18 protein-coding genes and 1 riboswitch are annotated in these 19969 nt (G+C 29.9%); all 18 genes read right to left on the bottom strand.

Annotated elements, in window-relative coordinates; genetic code table 11:
- Nucleotides 1–23: 23 nt before the first annotated feature.
- The 18 genes from ACI48P_RS15745 to ACI48P_RS15660 all read right to left on the bottom strand — a co-directional run bounded on the left by ACI48P_RS15745 (nucleotide 24) and on the right by ACI48P_RS15660 (nucleotide 19959).
- Nucleotides 24–1952: a beta-glucoside-specific PTS transporter subunit IIABC gene (locus ACI48P_RS15745; RefSeq protein WP_475217436.1), complete on the bottom strand. Its 1929-nt coding sequence runs from the start codon at nucleotides 1950–1952 to the stop codon at nucleotides 24–26.
- 144 nt (nucleotides 1953–2096) lie between these two features.
- Nucleotides 2097–2948, bottom strand: a complete 852-nt coding sequence (gene licT / locus ACI48P_RS15740) for a BglG family transcription antiterminator LicT (protein WP_475217433.1) — start codon at nucleotides 2946–2948, stop codon at nucleotides 2097–2099.
- A 408-nt stretch (nucleotides 2949–3356) separates the two neighbouring features.
- A complete protein-coding gene (locus ACI48P_RS15735; RefSeq protein ID WP_475217431.1) occupies nucleotides 3357–4289 on the bottom strand; it encodes a prohibitin family protein in 933 nt (310 codons plus the stop codon).
- A 186-nt stretch (nucleotides 4290–4475) separates the two neighbouring features.
- Nucleotides 4476–4676, bottom strand: a complete 201-nt coding sequence (locus ACI48P_RS15730; protein WP_475217429.1) for a cold-shock protein — start codon at nucleotides 4674–4676, stop codon at nucleotides 4476–4478.
- 105 nt (nucleotides 4677–4781) lie between these two features.
- A complete protein-coding gene (locus ACI48P_RS15725) occupies nucleotides 4782–5411 on the bottom strand; it encodes a YitT family protein (protein WP_475217428.1) in 630 nt (209 codons plus the stop codon).
- A gap of 131 nt (nucleotides 5412–5542) precedes the next feature.
- Nucleotides 5543–6346, bottom strand: coding sequence for a YjjW family glycine radical enzyme activase (locus tag ACI48P_RS15720; RefSeq protein WP_475217426.1), 804 nt, complete (start codon nucleotides 6344–6346; stop codon nucleotides 5543–5545).
- A 2-nt stretch (nucleotides 6347–6348) separates the two neighbouring features.
- On the bottom strand, nucleotides 6349–7842 hold the full coding sequence (locus ACI48P_RS15715) for a YjjI family glycine radical enzyme (RefSeq protein ID WP_475217424.1): 1494 nt from the start codon (nucleotides 7840–7842) through the stop codon (nucleotides 6349–6351).
- Between the two features lie 21 nt (nucleotides 7843–7863).
- Nucleotides 7864–8553: a Crp/Fnr family transcriptional regulator gene (locus ACI48P_RS15710; RefSeq protein ID WP_475217422.1), complete on the bottom strand. Its 690-nt coding sequence runs from the start codon at nucleotides 8551–8553 to the stop codon at nucleotides 7864–7866.
- Nucleotides 8554–8774: 221 nt separating this feature from the next.
- Nucleotides 8775–9980 carry a M20 family metallopeptidase gene (locus ACI48P_RS15705; protein ID WP_475217420.1) on the bottom strand — a complete coding sequence of 402 codons (1206 nt, stop codon included), beginning with the start codon at nucleotides 9978–9980 and terminating at the stop codon, nucleotides 8775–8777.
- Nucleotides 9981–10001: 21 nt separating this feature from the next.
- Nucleotides 10002–10814, bottom strand: coding sequence for a MetQ/NlpA family ABC transporter substrate-binding protein (locus ACI48P_RS15700; RefSeq protein ID WP_475217418.1), 813 nt, complete (start codon nucleotides 10812–10814; stop codon nucleotides 10002–10004).
- Between the two features lie 18 nt (nucleotides 10815–10832).
- Nucleotides 10833–11513, bottom strand: coding sequence for a methionine ABC transporter permease (locus tag ACI48P_RS15695; protein ID WP_475217416.1), 681 nt, complete (start codon nucleotides 11511–11513; stop codon nucleotides 10833–10835).
- Nucleotides 11473–12540, bottom strand: a complete 1068-nt coding sequence (locus ACI48P_RS15690) for a methionine ABC transporter ATP-binding protein (protein ID WP_475217414.1) — start codon at nucleotides 12538–12540, stop codon at nucleotides 11473–11475. The genes ACI48P_RS15695 and ACI48P_RS15690 overlap by 41 nt, the downstream gene beginning before the upstream one ends.
- A 79-nt stretch (nucleotides 12541–12619) precedes the next feature.
- Nucleotides 12620–12726, bottom strand: a riboswitch (SAM riboswitch).
- Between the two features lie 258 nt (nucleotides 12727–12984).
- A complete protein-coding gene (locus ACI48P_RS15685; protein ID WP_475217412.1) occupies nucleotides 12985–14109 on the bottom strand; it encodes a mandelate racemase/muconate lactonizing enzyme family protein in 1125 nt (374 codons plus the stop codon).
- Nucleotides 14110–14198: 89 nt separating this feature from the next.
- Nucleotides 14199–15758 (bottom strand): BCCT family transporter, encoded by a 1560-nt coding sequence (locus ACI48P_RS15680; protein ID WP_475217410.1) that lies wholly within the window; start codon nucleotides 15756–15758, stop codon nucleotides 14199–14201.
- 31 nt (nucleotides 15759–15789) lie between these two features.
- Entirely contained in the window at nucleotides 15790–16956 is a 1167-nt protein-coding gene (locus ACI48P_RS15675; RefSeq protein ID WP_475217408.1) for a UxaA family hydrolase, read from the bottom strand.
- A gap of 12 nt (nucleotides 16957–16968) precedes the next feature.
- Complete coding sequence (locus ACI48P_RS15670; RefSeq protein WP_475217407.1) at nucleotides 16969–17301, bottom strand: hypothetical protein; 333 nt, start codon at nucleotides 17299–17301, stop codon at nucleotides 16969–16971.
- A gap of 436 nt (nucleotides 17302–17737) precedes the next feature.
- Nucleotides 17738–19147 (bottom strand): sigma-54 interaction domain-containing protein, encoded by a 1410-nt coding sequence (locus ACI48P_RS15665; RefSeq protein WP_475217406.1) that lies wholly within the window; start codon nucleotides 19145–19147, stop codon nucleotides 17738–17740.
- Nucleotides 19148–19536: 389 nt separating this feature from the next.
- Nucleotides 19537–19959 carry a hypothetical protein gene (locus tag ACI48P_RS15660; protein WP_475217404.1) on the bottom strand — a complete coding sequence of 141 codons (423 nt, stop codon included), beginning with the start codon at nucleotides 19957–19959 and terminating at the stop codon, nucleotides 19537–19539.
- Between the last annotated feature and the right edge of the window lie 10 nt (nucleotides 19960–19969).

The raw sequence follows: 19969 nt of genomic DNA, 5'->3' as shown, positions 1-19969 counted from the left end.
TTTACCAATGCTTTGCTTATTTATTAAAATATAACTGTAATTAAATTATCTTGTAATTCCACTTCTTTGTTTTCTGTTTGTGCAATTTCTAAGAATTGAGCTGAGTTTGTAATTACAACTGGTGTAACTAAACTATATCCTGCTTCCTTTATTACATCCATATCAAAAGATAATATAGCTTGTCCTACCCTTACTCTATCACCTTGCTTAATATAAGCTTCAAATCCTCTACCCTCTAGTTGTACAGTATTTAAACCTATATGTATAAGAATTTCTACTCCTTCATCAGAAAGAATTCCTATAGCATGTAAACTTAGGAAAAGTGTTGTAACTACTCCATTTACTGGTGCAACAACCTTTCCATCAGTAGGAACTATTGCTATACCTTGACCTAATACACCTGATGCAAATGCAGCATCTTCAATATCTTCTAACTTTACAGCTTCACCTTTTATAGGGCTTACGACTACTTCTTTTGCTAGTTTATTACTTTTTATTTCTTTTGTATCTTCTTCTTTTACTTTTACTTCTTTATCCGTATCGGTTTCAGTTTCTTCTTTATAGAAGATCATAGTTAAAGCAAAGGCCACAACCATTGATATAACAATACCAATAAGTGCTACTGTTAAGTTACCCATACCACCGTCTGGCTCTATCATTGCTGGAAGTTCAAATATTCCCATTCCTCCAGTCATAAACTTTCTAAGGTTAAATAATCCATAGTAGGCTCCACCAATACCACCAGCTATACAACTTATTATAAATGGCTTCTTAAGTGGTAATAACATACCATAAATTGCCGGTTCCGTAACACCAAATATACCTGATATAAAGTTAGGAATAGCCATTTCTTTTATTTTCTTATCTTTACTCTTAAAGAATAATGCTAATACAACTGCTGATGTTGCAAATGTACAAGCAAAGAAAGGCATCATAACATTATCATATCCCATAGTCATAACATTGTTGATATATACAGGAATGAATCCCCAGTGCATACCAAAAATAACAAGAATTTGCCATGTAAATCCTACTATAGCACCTGCTAATAATGGACTAAAATCTCTTACTGTAAATACAGCTTGAGAAATAAAAGTAGATCCAAATGTTGCTATTGGTCCTATCACAATAAGTGCTACTGGTAATGTAACTATTACTGTAAGCATAGGAACAAAGAAAAACTTAACTAAGTCTGGAATAACTTTATTAAATAATTTTTCACATTTTGATGCAAAGTACACTACAAATATTATAGGTATTACTGTTCCAGTATAATCTATTGAAATCACTGGTAATCCTAGAAAATCAATATATACAGGTGATGCAAATATTGTTCCTTCAAATAAAGTATATAGCGGCTCAATTCCTGCCGATATACTACTACCTTGTATTCCTGGATAGCACATAGCTGCCCCTAATACTAGTCCCACCATTGGCTTTAGACCAAATTTCTTAGCAGCTGTATATCCTAAGAATAAAGGAAGGAATGTAAATAATGCATCTCCAGCCGCATTTATTATTAAATATTCTCCACTTGTACTAGCATATAATCCAAGGGCTACAAATAAAGCATTAAGTCCTTTTAACATACCACATGCTGCCATTATTCCAAGCACAGGTTGGAATATACCTGATATTATATCTATTCCTCTATCTAATAGACTTCCTGATTTTTTAGGTTCTGAGTTAGAGTTTGAATTTTCTAAATCAATTATGTTGCATATATCAGCATATACATCTCCAACATGATTTCCTATAACTACTTGATACTGTCCTCCACTTTTCATTACAGTAACAACATCTGACATATTCTTTAATACATCATCATTAGCTGTACTTTCATCATCTAATTTGAAACGTAGTCTAGTAATACAATGTGTTAATCCATTAATATTTTCTTTTCCTCCAACATTTTTTACTATGTCTTGTGCTAATTGTTTGTATTTCCCCATTTTTTAATCCTCCATATTTCTTATAAAATAAAACAATTGAAATTTGAAGGTTTGGCCAACTCAATGTTACCATCCAACCATAGGTATAAAGTATATTTTAGCATCACATCCTTTCAATATTATAGTATTTATACTACTGAGAGCTTACTCAGGTTGTATTTTAGAATCTTTAACTACTTTTGCTACATGTATTGTTAAATAAATCATTTCATCATCAGTTAATTTATAATTATATTTTTTCTCTATAAATTTATCTATTTTATTAACACATTCAAACTCTTTAACGTATTTAGACTTTATAATATTCAACAGTTCTTCATCTGTATCCCCTTCATGTGATGCATGAGAAAATAATCTTTGTGCGAAGAATTTAAGGTGCATAATAAACCTATAATAAAATACTGATTCTTCTTGGAATTCTACTCCAAAATGATATCTTACTATATTAAGTATTTCTTGCATTAATTTTGTAATATCCGAAGCTATATGATTTCCTTCACTTAACTGAGCATTTACTACATGAAAAGCTATAAATCCTGCTTCATCTTCAGGCAATCTAACTCCTGTCCTATCTTCAATAATGTCTAAAGCCTTCATTCCTATTTCAAACTCTTCTTTGTAAAACCTTTTAGTTTCCCAAAGTATTGCATTTTTCACATTTATACCTTCTTTCATTCTCTGAATGGCAGAAAATGTATGGTCACTTAATGATATATAAATGCTTTCATTTAGCTTTTTATTTAACTTTGATTGCGCATATTCAATAATTTCACTTGATAATTTCATATGCTCCATAGGAATATTATTAAGTAATTCTTGCAACTTATTGGAGATTTCTTTATTTGATATTCTAAAAATCTTATTTACTTTATATTCATCAATTGGCTCTCCTTTTGATTTTTGATAGCCAATCCCTCTTCCCATGACAATAGTCTCTTCACCTTTATCATCTAATGTAATTACAACATTGTTATTTAATATCTTGTTAATTATCACGTTTATCCTCCTTATAAGCATAAAAAATTCGCTTCGCTCATATCGCCAAAATTGCATGTCGTCAACGTCTATTCGGCAAGCTCATGTCCCGTTACTCAAGCGACTTCGTCCGTTGCTAAAAAACTTTTTTAAGCGACTACGTCTGCGATTTTATTTTACTTAATATTGGTCATTGGTATAACTTAGTTACATGAATTATAAACAGTTAATTAGCTATTATAATTTATTTATACGTAAAAAAAGCTTATTCATAATAAATAAACAGATTCCACCTAGGGTACTGTTTCTTATTAATGAATAAGCTTAGCTTGTACTTAAACAATTACTACCTAATTCCAACTTCTATGATAGACCATGAAACTTTTTTTGTCAACGTTTTCTTTACCTATGTTTTATATCAAATATTTATTAATCACTCTCCGAGCCTTTATTAATATCAATTAGAATACCAGAATTAGGGTCCATAACTTGAGGTAGCTTACCATCCCATTTTTCTATGTACTTTTCTCTTAATATTCTTTCATCTAGCCCTTGTGCTTTTATTTCATTTGCTTTTTTTTCACCCTCAGCCTGAATTATCATTCTTTCTGCTTCTAACTGTGCTGCTTGCTTAGCTATCTCTGCTTTTTCAAGTTGAAGACGTTGTTGTTCTACTTCTTGACTTATTTGTTGTCTTTTTTCTATTGCTTGTTGCACTTCTTGAGATGCTCTCGTTTCTGCTAATGATACATTTTCAAACATTACACCATACTTTTCAGCCTTAGTATTTAAGTGTTCTGTTAGTTTTTCATTTACTACTTCTTTTTTAGTTAAGTGTACTTCCATTGTGGAGTAATTTTTAGTTACTTCACTTATCCAGCTTCTTAGCTGACCTCTAAGCACACTATTCATTATTTCTTGCCCATCTTTACCTCTATATTGTCTTTGTACTTTTGGTACATCTTCCATTTTAAATCTATAGCTAAAAGTTAAATCTGCACTTAGTGAACCATCATTACAGCTTATTGTAATAGATTCATCTGCTGGTGATCCTTCTCTTTGGTCTTTACTCATATATACTGTCTCTATTGATATAGGAAATTCATTTACGCTTTGCCAAGGTGTCTTTAAGTTTATACCTTCAGTTAAAGTATAATCTTGTATCCCTTTTTTAAACCTGTCATATACTGCCCCTACATGGCCCTGTTTTATTGTTGTTGTACATGTTGCTATAAATATTGCTAATAAAACTAATAACGGAATTATTATTGACACTATTTTAATGACTTTAGTTCTACTACTACCATTACCTTTTTTCTTTTTCTTATTATTCACTTCATCTTTTACTTCATTTTCATCCATTTTATCCTCCCCCTTGTAATATTAAATATGTAGATTTTTATATCTTTATTCCATATTTTAACACTTAAATTATTGGATAATATATCAGATTTATAGGACATTATTTGTTATAAAATCAAAAATCTATGTTTTTTTGCAATAAAAAAGACTCTTTTAAAAAGAGTCTTAACGAATCCAAATCTATAATTATAATATAGTTATGTTTTCTGCTTGAGGACCTCTAGCACCTTCAACTACATTAAAGCTTACTTTTTGACCTTCTTCTAATGTTTTGAATCCATCAACTTGTATAGCTGAGAAATGTGCAAATACATCTACTCCACCATCAGTTGTTATGAATCCGAATCCTTTTTCACTGTTGAACCATTTTACTATTCCGTTAGTCATTTTATTTCTCCTATCAAGACCTTATATCAAGGCTTTATCTTTATTTTGTATTACTACAATATCTATTTTAACATATATTTAAGAAAATAGATACACTTATTATTTTTATGATGCATACTTTATTTCTAACTCATCATCATTTTCGTTGATATCATCGTACATAAGGCTTATAATTTTTCCACTTATTGTAACTGCAATTATTGAAAAGAAGATTTGTTTAAAGTTTAAATAGGTAAGTGACAGCACTAATACTATTAAGTCTGTAATCATATATACATGATTTAATTTAAGAGGAGTAATCTTTGAGCCTACTAAAGCAATAACATCATCTCCACCAGCTGCCCCCCCTGCCCTTACTATAATTCCTATACCTATACCAACACCTATTCCTGCTAAAATACTCGCTAAAAGCATATTATTATTTAAATTAGGAACTATAAATCCAATACTTTCCCATACTTTATACCATGTTGAAAATGATAAACTTGCAAAAACAGAAAGATATAAGAATTGCTTCCCAAAGAACCTAGCTCCAAGTGCAAACAAAGATAAATCTATTACTATAGCTGTTATAGATGGGGAAATATCAAATATATTCTTTATTAATAACAGTAAGCCTAATACTCCACCTTCTGTTACATTATTTTGATAGTTAAAGTTAAAGCTTCCAAATGCCAGTATACAACTTCCAAGTATTATTAAAGCTATACTTTTTGAATATTTTTTAAACCACATTTTAAATACCTCCAAGATGTCTTGTCTATAATAAGTATAAACTCTGGTATGATACTAATGTCTATACCTTTTTTTAAAATTTTTTCATGCACAAAAAGGTATTATCTTAACGATAATACCTTAAATACTTTCTAAGCTTTTGTATATTCTATATAAAATTTCATTTCTTCATCAGTAGGCCCTACTTCTCCGTGAAAATCTAAGCCTTCTTTTCTTACCCCATATTTTCTATAAGCATTTAGCTTGTACTTACATCTATTATTAATAATCTTAGTTGCTTCCTTAATAGTTTTCTCATTATTCATAGATGGAGCTACTACTGTTCTTACTTCATAAATCTTATCTTTTTCTAAAAGATATTCTAAATTCTTTAAAATAATCTTATTACTTGATCCAGTAATTTTAATATGTTCATCTTCATCTATACTTTTTACATCTAGCATAAACTTGTCAGTTAAGTTAACTAAATCTTCATATTGAGATAAATCTAAAGTTCCATTAGTATCTACAAAGCAGGTAAGATTAAGCTCTTCTTTTACTTTTTTAAATAATTCTACTAAAAATTCAGTATGAAGAGTACACTCTCCTCCACTTACAGTTATCCCCTGAATAAATGGACTTATCCTCTTTATTTCTTCAAATAGCTCATCAACAGAATAATTCTTTGTTTTTGGTGTGGATAAATTAGTACAGGTCTTAATACAGCTATTGCATTCTATGCACTTATCCTCATACCAAACAACCTTATTGTTAATAAATTTCAATGAATTAGTAGGACAAACATTTATACATTTACCACAATTAGCACATTTATTTATTGTTTCAGGATTATGGCAGTAAGTACATCTTAGATTACATTCTTGAAAAAATATAGCTGTCCTATTGCCAGGTCCATCTATACAAGAAAATGGAATAATCTTATTTATTAGTGCCATAATTATCCTCTAAGTTTTCTATCAAAAGCTTTTGCACCATTTTTAGCATTCATTCCAAATACTGTTGCATTATTCTTAACCGCATTACCTTTTTCAAGTTGCTCTACTTCTGATTTCTTTACTAAATATCCAGTAACACGAACTACATCACAATCACTACAATAAGCAGATATATATCTTATTCCTACATTAAAGGCTCCATCAATAATATTTACTAAAGCTTTAGGGTTCTTTTTATAAGTCTCTTCAAATACGAATATATCACCTATACCATTAAAGAAATGCTTATGATATGGTGAAGATTGTATTATATGTTCAAAGATTTCTGGCTCTTCTCCTACTGGTATTCTACATCCTGGAGATATTCCAGTGTCTGTATCTATACCTACTTGTGCATGTAATAGGTGCTTTCCACCAAAGCATCCTACATATTGAGATTTATATGAAGCTACTATTTCATTTAACTTTTCTATTATTCTTTCCCCTAATTTATTAGCTACTTTTGAATGACCAAATCTATCTTTTTCTTCAGTTGCATTTAATAAATGATTCACAGCTTCTGCTAAACCAACTATTCCAAACATTCCTGTAAATAATTCCTTCTTTATAAATCCTTCTAATACAAGAAAGTTACTTCTAAAAAATGCCGATTCCTCTACTAAGAATTTTATCCTTTCGTCTATATAGGCAAGCATTTTATTTGCTGCAAATGGTAATTTATTATCTATAAAATCTTCAACTGATTCTGATTTTTGAGCTAATCTATTTAATACAAGTCTTACAAGAGTATATCCACCACCACCGATGATGAATCCATTATAACAACTAGCTAGTGCATAGTTTTCAGTTCCAAAATCTACTACATCCATTTTATGATTTGCAAAGCTTGGCTTGGCTGTAACTAATGCAGTACTTGCACATAATTCTATAAATTCTTCTGAAGTTAAGTCCTTATCATATTTAACTGTTAAATTAGGCATCGCACATTCTAACTCTTGCATTGCTTTAAGTATTAGTCTTCCTGCCTTTGTATCTATTGGTCCTATGTTTGCATGAACAAATGAATCTGTAAGTGTTCTATCTATATGCTTTAAATATAGCTTTATAGCTTTGTAAGCTTCTTCTTCATCTTCTATAAATGGATCTAAAAGATCATCAATGTTTCCTAAATATACTGGGAATGAAGTTATTGATGGTATATGTTTGTAAAATATTAATAGGTTATTAGTTGCTTCCCATATATCACTTGGTACATCTAAATCTAAAAACTTACATCCTTCTTTCATTAGTTTTTCATAATTAGGTATAACATATCTTGGCCTATATGGTGCATTTCCTTCAAACATTGTACATATTATTTCTTCATTAAGAAGTTCTTTTGTCTCTTTATCTATTCTTAATACATCTAGATTACTTTCTGCTTGTCCTGCTAATTGAAGTACTTGTTGGTGATAAGTTAATGTTTCATTTTTTATGATATTTAATAATTGTTCCATAATTTATTTGTTCTCCCCTTATTATTTAATTTGATCTAATTTTTCACATAGTTTATAATAATTTTCTTCAGTTATTAATATTCCCTTTCTAGTAACAGTTACTAAATTCTCTTCTTTTAATACTTTTAAGTTCCTATTTATTGTTCTTATTGAAAAACCAAGTATTGATCCTATTTCTTCTCTACTTTTTTCTAAAAATACTGTTTCTAAGTCTTCACTCTTATAAACATTTATTAAGTAATCAATTAATATGCATATAGAAGGATATGCATATCCTTCTCCAGTCTTCAAAGATTGAGAATACATGCTATTACATATAAAGTGTAGTACTTCTAGTGTTAATTCTTGATCTTTTAAGAGCCACTCTAAAAAATCGCCTTTAGGTATTTCTAAAATAGTACATTCAGTAGTAGCTTGTAGCGTTGATGAGTATGTTTTCTGATTTGCCATAAGTTCCATTATACCTATATAAGCTATAGTGTTTAGAGTTGCAAAACTATATACAAATCCATTTTCAAATTGGTTTTTTACTTGCATTTTTCCATTACAACTTATATAAACACTTTCAATTTCATTGCCTTTTAATACTACTATTTTACCTTTCTCAATTTTTTTTACTTTGCTTTTATTTTTTATATTTTTAGGTATACTTTCAATGAATGATTTTACTTTTTCATTTTCTATATTCTTATCAAGTAAGTTATTTATCATATTTATCTCTCCATACGAACATCCTTTTCTTCTATTATAATTTTAACATTATATAATAATTATTAAAAAGGACATATGTCCCTTTTAATATATTTTATTATAATATTTCTAATCAAAAATCCACGACATATAACTGCCGTGGATTTTTACTAATAACTTATTAAAATCTATATGCTAAATCAATTCATTTAAGTAGAATATAACCAAAATCTACATCTTACTTAGCATAAATGCTTATTAATATCAAATTCTGATTTTATTTCCTCAAGTTTCTTATCATCTATAAAAAGTTGAAGAGCTGTTAAAGAAAGTGCCTTTATACCTGTTATTAAAGACTTGTTACCTTCGTCAGAACATGCAGCTTTACAAAACTCTACAGTATGACCTACTAAACTTTTAGAACCTATACTTATATACGGATGTAGTGTTGGTACAACATGACTTACATTACCTGCATCAGTTGAGCCAAATCCTTCTTTTGAATCTTCATTTATATCTTCTCCTAATTCTTTTATAACCTCTGCAAATAAATTATTAAAACTATTATTAACATAAAAGTTATCTACTTTATTTTGGAAGAAATTAATATTAACTTTTGCTCCAGTGGCTAATGCTGCTCCTTTTGCTATTCCTTCCACCTTCTTAGTAACTATATCTAAATTTTTTCTAGTTTTAGCTCTTATATAAAACCTTGCTTTTGCATAGTCTGGAACTATATTAGGAGCATCGCCTCCATGAGTTATTATTCCATGTATTCTTACATCATCACTTACATGTTGTCTTAAGGCATTTATTCCACTAAACAACTGTAAAACTCCGTCTAAAGCATTAATTCCTTTTTCTGGACATCCAGATGCATGAGCTGCCTTCCCTATAAACTCATAATCAACTGGATCCACTGCCAAACTAGTTCCTGTAACAGAAGTTTCGTTAGATGGATGTATCATTAAGCAAGCATCTACTCCTTCAAATAAATTTTCTCTTACAAAGCTTCCTTTTGCACTTCCGTTTTCTCCGCCTTCTTCTGATGGACACCCATATACTCTTAATTCTCCTCCAATAGCATCAAGATAAGTTGATAAAACTATTGCAGCTGCACAACTTGCTGCTCCAATTATATTGTGACCACATGCATGACCTAATCCTGGTAGTGCATCATATTCTGCTAAAAATCCAATAGTTGGACCAGGTTTGCTTTTTGATTTTCTTCTTGCTACAAAGCCTGTTTCATGACCTGCAACATCTATTTCAACTTCAAACCCATACTCTTTAAGCAAGTTAGTTAAGGCTTTACAAGCAAAATATTCTTCATTCCCAATTTCAGGATTACTGTGTATTTCTTTACTTACATTTATATATAATTCTTTGTTATTTTCTATATACTCTAATATATTATTTTTTAATTCATTTATATTTAAATTCCCCATAATATCCCCCTATAATCTCCCTTAGAAAGCTGGTATAGATTCACCTTTAAATAATTTATTTATAGCTTCTTTAATATCATCTGATTGGTACGCTTCTACCACTTTTTTATAATTTTCATTATCCTTATTTTTCTCTTTTGTTGCTATTAAGTTAATGTAGGGCTTTGAAGTTTCTAAATCAGAGTCTTCCATAAATAATGAACTATTTGTTGGAGATAAACCTGCATTTACTGCCACCCCACTGTTTATTACTGCCACATCTACATCTTCTAATGATCTTGGTATTTGTGTTGCTGTTAATTCAATTATTTCTACATCCTTTGTATATTCAACTATATCTTTAAGTGTTGGAAGTAAACCTACACCTTCTTTTAATTTTATTAATCCTGCATTTTCAAGAAGTATTAATGCTCTTCCTAAGTTTGTTGCATCATTTGGAACTGCTATTTTTGAACCTTCTTTTAATTCATCAAGTGATTTTGTGCTTCCAGGGTATATTGCCATTGGTGCAAATACTGTATCTCCTATAGATACTAAATTTAATCCTCTTTCATTATTAAAGTTTTCCAAATAAGCATGATGTTGAAATGCATTTATATCTATTTCCCCTTCTTCAAGAGCTGTATTAGGCTTAATATAATCAGAGAAACTAATTATTTCAAGTTTAATACCTTCCTTCTCTAACTTTTCTTTTACTAAATCCCAAACTTCATGCTCATCTCCTGTTACACCAAGCTTTACAGTAGTTAACTCTTCATCAGAGTTTTTACTACAACCCACAAAACTTCCTAAACATATTATTAATGTTAAAGCTAATGCTAAAATTTTTTTCATAATAATTCCTCCCTAATTTTAATAGTCTAATTTTTTAAGTAATAACTCTCCAAATCCTTGAACAATATTTACTAAAATAAGCAATATTATTACTGTAACTATCATTACATCAGTCTTAAAGTACTGATAGCCATATCTTATTGCAAAGTCTCCAAGACCTCCACCACCAATAGTTCCTGCCATTGCAGATAAACCAATTAAGCTTACAGTAGTAATAGTAATAGCATAAATTATTCCACCTAAAGCTTCAGGTAGCATCACTCTTATTATTATTTCAAATGGGCTAGAACCCATAGATTGAGCTGCTTCAATAACACCACTATCAATATCTAATAATACTGACTCTATTTGCCTCGCTACAAAAGGTGTTGCTCCAAATACTAGCGGAACTAATGCTCCTTTTGTACCTATTGTAGTTCCAACTATAAACTTTGTAACAGGCATTATTGCTGCTAACAAAATAATAAATGGAATAGATCTGAAAGTATTTATTATCTTTCCTATAATATTGTTTATAAGTTTATTTTCTAAGATACCATTCTCCCTACTTACAACAAGTGAAATTCCTATAAAAAATCCAATTATAGTTGATATTACACCTGAAATACAAACCATATATATTGTCTCAAATAATGCTTCTATCATTTCTTGATGTAGATTAACTACATTGGGAACTATACTCATTAATAAATCTTCCATTTTTTAAAACCTCCATTTCTATATTGTTCTCTTTAAGATATTTAGATGCCCCTATTAGATTTTCTTTATTACCGCTTAATTTAACTACTAGGTATCCAACCGGCGTATTTTTAACTATTTCAATATTTCCAAACAGTATACTTGCATCTACTTTATAGTTTTTAGTTAGCTTAGACATAAACGCCTGACCTGTGTTTTGCCCTACAAATACTATTTTTGCCAGAACCTCATCTTTTTTAATATCATTTATGAAATAGTCATTTTCCAATAAGTCATATACTCTATTATCTTGAAATACTGTTGCTATAAAGTCCTTCGTTACCTTTTGCCTAGGTTTAGTAACAATCTGAATTAAATCACCATGCTCTACAATTCTCCCATTTTCCATAACAACTACATTATCACAAATCTCTTTTACCACACTCATATCATGAGTAATTATTACTATAGTTAATCCTAGTCTTTTATTGATATCCTTAAGCAAATTGAGTATGGATTGACTAGTCTGTGGGTCAAGTGCTGATGTAGCTTCATCACAAAGTAAAACTTTTGGATTATTCGCTAATGCCCTAGCTATTGCCACTCTTTGTTTCTGTCCTCCACTTAATTGATTAGGATAACTACTTACTTTATCACTTAAACCAACTAAATCTAAAAGCTCCTTAACTCTTTTTTCAATTTCTAATTTACTTAATCCACTTCCCTTTAATGGATAGGCTATGTTTTTAAATACAGTTTTTGATTTCATTAAATTGAAATGCTGAAATATCATTCCTATATTTTTTCTAGCTTCTCTTAATTTTTTTGGTGATAATAATGTTAGTTCTTGGTTATCAACAAAAACCTCACCCTCTGTAGGTACTTCTAATAAGTTTATACAACGTACTAATGTACTTTTACCTGCTCCACTAAATCCAATTATCCCACAAATCTCCCCTTCTATTATTTCTAGATTCACTTTTTTTAATGCATCTACTAGGTTATTGCTAGTTGTATAAGTTTTGCTTATATTTCTAAGTGAAATCATTTTAAATCCCCTTTCTCGAAAAAAAAAATCTTCTCCTCATAATGAGAAGAAGATTTTAACGTTTATATTAATATACTTCTCCTCATCTTTCAGGATTATTAATCCTGTTGGATTTAGCACCACACTAAAAATTAGTAGGTTGCTGAGACGTCATAGGGCCATTCCCTCGATCTCTCTTGATAAGGTTTCCGATTTAATTTTCTAAATTTTCTATAAAACAATTATATTCGTAGCTTTTTTAAAAGTCAATAACTATTTCATTTTTTTACCATATATTTTATATTAAGACTACCAATTATTGGAATAAAATAGATATTAATTTTATATCAATGCCCTTCATAAGTTTCATCAGTGTATATATTTTATAAAAATCATATACACTGATGGAATTTCTAATTTATATATATTTCAAACTTTATTTCATACTTATATTTATATTTCAAATTAAAATACTCTATATTTTTCTATCACATCTTCATTTAGTTTTATACCTAACCCCGGAGAGTTAGGTACTTCTACGTATCCATCTTTAAATTCGATTAGATTTTCAACTAAGTCTGTAAATAGAGGGCTAGTACTCTTTGAATATTCCATCATATCAGTATTTTCATTAGCCGCTAAAAAATGTACACTTGCAGCTAATAATATACCTGTACTAAATCCATGTGGTATTAGTTTAGTTCCATATGATTCTGCTAAATCATATATTTTTCTCATTTCACTTATCCCACCACATCTAGTTATATCTGGTTGAACTATACTTGGTTGGGCATATTCTAAGAAGTTTTTAAACTCATGCCTTGTAGTTAATGATTCTCCTCCAGCAATTTTTGCAGTTACAGCGGCCCCTAATTTTTCATACCCTCTTAAATCATCAGCCAGTACTGGTTCTTCTATCCAATTCAAATTAAATTCTTCTAATTTTTTACACATAGATAATGAGTGCCCATATGTTCTCCACTTTGATGCAAGGTCTATTTGCAGTTCAAAATCATCGCCTAATTCTTCCCTTACTACTTTTACTATTTCATAATCAGTATTAGGATCATCTCCAAATACGCCTCCACCAAACTTTATACTAGTAAATCCTTCTTCTCTTAGCTTTGCAACAATCTTTTTATTTTCTTTAGGTATATCATGAGGTATAAATGTTCCGTAACACTTTATTTTTTCTCTATATTTACCACCTAATAACATGTATACAGGTACTCCATAGTATTGTCCTGCTATATCCCATAACGCTATATCTATAGCACTCATAGCATGTATTCCTGCTCCACGTCTTCCAACATAGTTTGATGCCCAGTACATTTTGTCCCATAGTCTTTGTATTTCTAAAGGATTTTCTCCTATTAATAAATCTTTCAAGCCATAGCAATATAGATTTGAATTCGGTGTTTCTATTAATGATTTTATTACTAATGGAGAGCTATCTGACTCTCCTACTCCTACTATACCTTTGTTAGTATGAACTCTTACTATTACAGCATCTTCTCCCCATTCACACTCTTCATTTAATCCTGGTACTCTTAAACATATTACTTCAACATCAGTTATTTTGATATCCATTTCATATACCTCTTGTTTCTTATTAGTGTTGTTTATCTTAAACCACTGTATCCATATATTATAGGATACAGCAGTTTTATTTTGCATTATTATACAGCTTTTCTTTCTGCTTCTTCTTCTATAGTAATTCTAGACATTTTTCCATAATCTTCACCTAACCACTTAAATAGCTTAAGTATCATAAGTAATAAAACTACTACTAGAGGGACTGTAACTACTATTGCCATGGTTTGAACTGTTCCAAGTGGTGCTTTTATAAACATCATACTAAGTGGAACAAGCGCTAGTATTATACACCAGAACAACTTTAATACTGGTGATGGATTTCCATCCTTAGGTAATTCCTTAGTTGTTGTAGATGCTAGTGTAAATGATGCAGAGTCTAGAGTAGTTGCTAAGAATAATAAAGTTATTATAGCAAATAATGCTATCATTACGTTGCTCATTGGCATAGTCTTTAATACTTCTATAGCTGCTACATTACCTCCAACAGTGTTTATAAGCTCAGTTACACCTAAAGCTCCTGTTAATTCTAGATCCATTGTATAGTTTGATATTATGCCAAAGAATACGAATACTCCTAAACTACCTGCTAAAAGCATAGTAAATATAACTTCTTTAATCTTTCTTCCTTTTGATATCTTAGCTACAAATAATCCCATAAATGGAGTGTATGTTAACCAATATGCCCAATAGAATATTGTCCATGCTTCTGGGAAACCACCTTGGTTTATAGGATCAGTCCATAAACTCATTTGAATATAATTTTGTAACATTATCCCAATTGAGTTAGTAGTGTTCTTTATTATAAATTGAGTAGGCCCACTAAATAAAACTACTGCTAAGAATATAAGTACTAAATAAGTATTCATATCACTTATTTTCTTCATACCTTTATCAAGTCCAACATATGAACTTAATGAGAACAATATTGATATTACTAAAACTATTCCTACTTGTAACATGAAATTGTCTGGAAGCCCTGTTATTTCAGAAACTCCAGTTGCAACTAATGGTATAGATAATCCTAATGTTATACCTAGCCCGCCTATTGCACCAAATATAAATATGATATCTACTAATTTACCAACTGGTCCTTTAGCTATCTTTTCTCCAAATACACCTTGGCATATTTCACTTAACTTAAGTCCACCACTCTTTCTAACATGGTATGCATAAGCCACTGGTAATGAAGTTATTATATATAATGCCCATGCTGTGAATCCCCAGTGGAATAAGTTGTATGCTCCAGCCCATTCAGCCGCACTTGTAGAATATGGTTCTATACCTAGTGCTGGTGTCATATAATAAAACGCCCATTCATTAAATGCCCAGTAAACTGTAGCAGATCCTATACCTGCACATATCATCATAGCTATCCAACTACTTGTCTTATACTCTGGCTTACCTTCACCTAAACGTATCTCTCCATATTTAGAAAAACCTAAACCTAAACATGCAATTAATGCAAAGAATCCAAACCATAAAAAACCACTTCCTAAGTTACCAGTTATTGACTTAACTAAATTGTCTGCAATTGCTGTTCCTTGCTCTGGAAACATTGCTAAATATGCAACTACACCAGATACTACTAGTAAACTTATTATTATAACTGGTAAGTCTACATTTGCTAGTCCTTTTTTCTTCATAATATAATTCCTCCATAACTTTATAATTTATTTATAAATGCCCTAAGCACTTTTCTAACCTTACATCTTTTTGATAAAGAGAAGCATAAGAGTATCCACCAATCTCTTCTACATTTGTCATTTCTCCATTTGCAACCCTCATCACCTTATCTAATATTCTTTTTGCTACCTCATCAGATGATTCTTCACCTTTCATTATTCTCGTAGCATCTATATCTGTATCGTCATTGATAAGGTTTTCATTACCACTTACTCTTATCACTGGAACTATAGAGTTTTCAAATCCAGCTCCACCACTTGTCCAAAGTATTAATTGTGCTCCAACTGCAGCAAAGTGAGTTGCAGAACCACCACAAAGCATAGTTACATCTGATAAATACATTCCTGGTTTATCTGGCTTTTCGTGACCTTTTGAGCTAAATTCAAGTATACCTTCAATCTTTCTCGTACCTGTTTTGCTTAAAGCACCTAATGCCTTTTCTTCTATTGTAGTAAGACCTCCCACACAGTTTCCAATACTCATAACTTCTGTGTTTGTTCCTACACTCCATCTTCTTTCTTCTTCCACTATAAGCCTTCTCATCTTTTTTGCAATCTCTGGTGATGCAGCTCTTTTACAAACTTCATCCTCTACTCCAACTAATTCCATAAGTTCTCCAGCAATAGCAGTTGCACCTAAGTCAACTAACATATCAGCAGCATCACCTACACTTGGGTTAGATGCTAATCCTGAACTAGTATCTGATCCTCCACATTTTATACCAACTATAAGCTTTGATATATCAACTAATTTTCTCTCACATTTATCTGCTTCTTCTTTCAGCTCTTTAGCTAATTTTAAACCTTCATTTATAGAGTTTTTTGTACCTTTTTCTTTTATACAAATTAATGTTTTTACAGGTTTATTAGCATTTCTTATAGGCTCAGCAACTAGCTCTGGATCTATACTTCCACATCCCATAGCTATTACAAGTACACTTGCTATATTAGGATTTAGCCCTATGTTTATCATATTGCTCAATGTTTCTTCGTTCCCACCTAACATACATGTATAATGGTTTGTTACTACTACTGATTCTTCAATCTTTGATGAAATATTTCTAGCAATACCATCCATACATTCATCAACCGCTATGATTAGAACTTTATTTCTTATACCAACGCTACCATCTTCTCTTATATATCCTTTGAATTGCATAATTATTTCTCCTTACTCATTTATCCCCATTTGCCTTTTTATCTCAAGTTGTATACTTTCTGGGAAATCTACTACTTGGCTTCTAACATTTTGTATGTGAACAAATTTGCCTTTTTCTATATCTTTAGTTGCAATACCAATTTTGTAACCACCTTTTAGTATGAACTCTTCTTTTTTTATTTGAGTAAATGCTATTTTATTACCAAATGGTATACTATCTATTGCTTTTATTTCTTCCACAACTTCATTAGATCCATATACAACCTTTACCACTTCACCTTTGTTAATATTTTCCAAAAGCGTAGCAACATTGTCATTTTTTCTCTTTAATAAAGCTTTTTTCATTGCAACATGTCCTCCTTTTTTCTTTATACTAATATATAAAGCAATATATATGCCAAATTTATATGTTTATCTACATTTTTAGTTTTTTTTCTACTTTTTGTTATTTCTATTATTTTTACTGCCTTTTTAATTTGATTTTTAATAAAAAATGAATTTATATTATATATTTATATAACTTTAAATTTTTATATTTATGCATTAGATTCATTTTTGACTCATTTTTGACTCATTTATGACTCAAAGAGTCTATATCGACTCAATAAAAAAATTCGCTTCACTTGAGCGACTACCACTTCATGCCTCCAACATCTACTCGAAAAGCTCGCACCCCGTTGCTCAGGTTGAAATCTGTTGGGATTATAACTTATCTTCAAACCAGATAATTTACAATCCCTTAATATATAAAAAAGTGATACGTTAAATTTTACTTAACGTATCACTTCTCTATATCAATACAATATTTTCTTATAAGTCTAGATGCTTTAGACTGACTAATATTAAATTTTTCAGCTAGCTTTCTAGAAGTCTTATTTTTTCTATAAGCTTGTCTTACAATCTTGCACTCATACTCTTCTAATGCTTTATCAAAATTATCAATCTCTATTTCATCAACAATCTCTTCTTTACTGTTATTTTTTTCTAAAATCCCCTTTAAGTTTTTATCTTCACCCTTTAAAAATATGTTAGGTATATCATCCTTTATTATTGTATTTCCTTTTGATGTAACTACTAGTCTCTCAACCAAATTTTCTAGCTGCCTTATATTACCTGGCCAACTATATTTCAGAAAAAAATCTAAGCAGTCACTATCAAATACCTTTGAATATTTATGTTTTTTATTAAACTTAATTAAAAAGTAAGTAGCTAAAGAAATTATATCTTCCTTTCTTTGCTTTAATGATGGTATTTCTAAATCAATAACATTTAATCTCCAATATAAATCTTCTCTAAATTTACCTTGTTGAACTAGTTTAAATAAATCTTTATTAGTAGCAGCTATAATTCTTATATCTACCTCTTTCTCATATTTAGCTCCTATTGGCATAAACTTCTTATCTTGTATAACTCTTAGTAGCTTAGCCTGTGTACTTGGTGATATTTCACCTATCTCATCTAAAAATAAGGTTCCTTTATTAGCTAATTCAATAAGACCTACTTTTCCACTATTTACTGCACCTGTAAAAGCACCTTTTTCATAACCAAATAACTCAGATTCTAGAAGTGTTTCTGGTATAGCTGCACAATTTATAGTTAATAGCGATTTTTTGCTTCTATCACTGTTTTCATGTATATACTCAGCTAACAATCCTTTTCCTGTGCCTGACTCTCCTCTTATAAGTATTGTAGTATCTACCTTTGACACTACATCACACAAGTTGATTAATTGTCTCATTTCATTACTAGTATATATTATATTATTTTTTTGAATCTTTTCTTTACTTGTAAATCTATTTTCGCTTTCATACTCAGATTCTTTTTCAAGTTTTTCTCTTATTGAATCTAATTCATACATACTATCTCTAACGCTCATTACAACAAGTTCTATTTCTTTATCTTTATTAAATATAGGTACTGCTGTTGTTATCAAATTTTCTCCTAAATATGATTTTTGTTCCATTGTTACTCTTCTTTTTTCTTTATATACTATAGGCAAGGTAGAAGGATACCAATAATCTTTATCTATAAATTCCCAAAAATTCTTCCCCATCATTTCTTCTTGCTTCATTCCATAGTGCCTTTCACAAGCCTTATTTACATATATAATATTGTAATTGTTATCATATACAAATATCTCGTCAAATGCATTATCTAATATTTTCTTAAGAATTTCATGTGATAATTCCATTAGGTAGCTCCTCTTTTAATAATTCTAAATTCATATTTATTATATGGCATCCTATGTTATATCTCAAGTGCATTGGTAATACATTATTGTAATATATATCCTTTACTCGTCAGAAAAAACATATCTATTTTCTATTTCCATGTTTAGTATTTTTTATTATTCATACTGCACTTCAGTATTTATAGATTCATTATAATAATGGAGTTCTTATTTTAAGTTTGACGGTGGCAAGATATTTTTATAGTTGCGAATAATCACTCATGGAGTCAGTCATAAGGTTCTTAGTGAGAAACTAAAATAATTAGAAGGAGATTGATTAATGTATAAAAAAATAAAAACTGTACATATTTTTATGTACAGTTTTATTTTTATTTTTATTTAGTTATACCTTAAAAACTTAAAAAGTTTTGAAATAAAAAATATCCCGTGCTTTTAAATATTATATAATATCCTATAGTTACTATAATTACTATAGTTTGAAAGCCAACCTCGTATAATACATACCTTCGTGTATCAGTATTTTCACTTTTAGTGTTTAAATAATCTAATGCACATTTATTATAAACTCCCTCTGTTATAACCAATAGTATTATTGCCAAAGTAAGATCCCCATTAAAAGATGGCATCAAGATAAATACAAGTATTATGGCTAAGCCGATATACCTTAATCTTTTAGACCTTCCAAGTTCTTTTATTTCTTTTAGATATTGCTCATTTGGCATAAGCTTTCTTTTTAATAAGTATCTTACTAAATATGATACTGTTATCAGCATTACTACTGGTGCAAGTAATACTAAAAGTAATTTTAACATACTGTCTTTT

This window comes from Romboutsia sp. LXY-2, from assembly GCF_056171995.1.
This window is presented reverse-complemented; position numbering and strand designations above follow the sequence as displayed.